We start from the raw sequence: 360 nt of genomic DNA, 5'->3' as shown, positions 1-360 counted from the left end.
CGGCCTCCCGGTGATCCTGCTCTCCCACGGCCAGGGCTACTCGAACCACCTCTCCTCCCTGGACGGCTACGCGCCGCTGGCCACCTACTGGGCGGCACACGGCTTCGTCGTGATCCAGCCGACCCATCTCAGCTCGCGGACGCTGGCTCTCGATCCCGGGACCCCCGGAGCGCCCCTGTTCTGGCGGTCGCGCGCCGAGGACATGACGCGTGTCCTCGACGGGGTCGACCTCCTGGAGAAGGCCGTCCCACAGCTCTCCGGCCGGCTGGACCGGAGCAGGGTCGCGGTCGCCGGGCACTCGATGGGCGGACACACCGCGAGCCTGCTGCTCGGCGCCCGGCTCACCGATCCGGACGACGG

At 72.5% G+C, this 360-nt stretch carries 1 pseudogene; it reads left to right on the top strand.

The window, feature by feature from the left end:
* A pseudogene (locus OO69_RS48375) lies at positions 1 to 360 on the top strand (alpha/beta fold hydrolase); the annotation flags it as partial.

Origin of the sequence: Streptomyces sp. NRRL F-525, assembly GCF_000716605.1 — a bacterium.
In the GTDB taxonomy this organism is placed as follows: Bacteria; Actinomycetota; Actinomycetes; order Streptomycetales; family Streptomycetaceae; genus Streptomyces.
The sequence above is the reverse complement of the archived record's forward strand: the minus strand, read 5'-3'. Positions and strand labels throughout refer to the sequence as shown.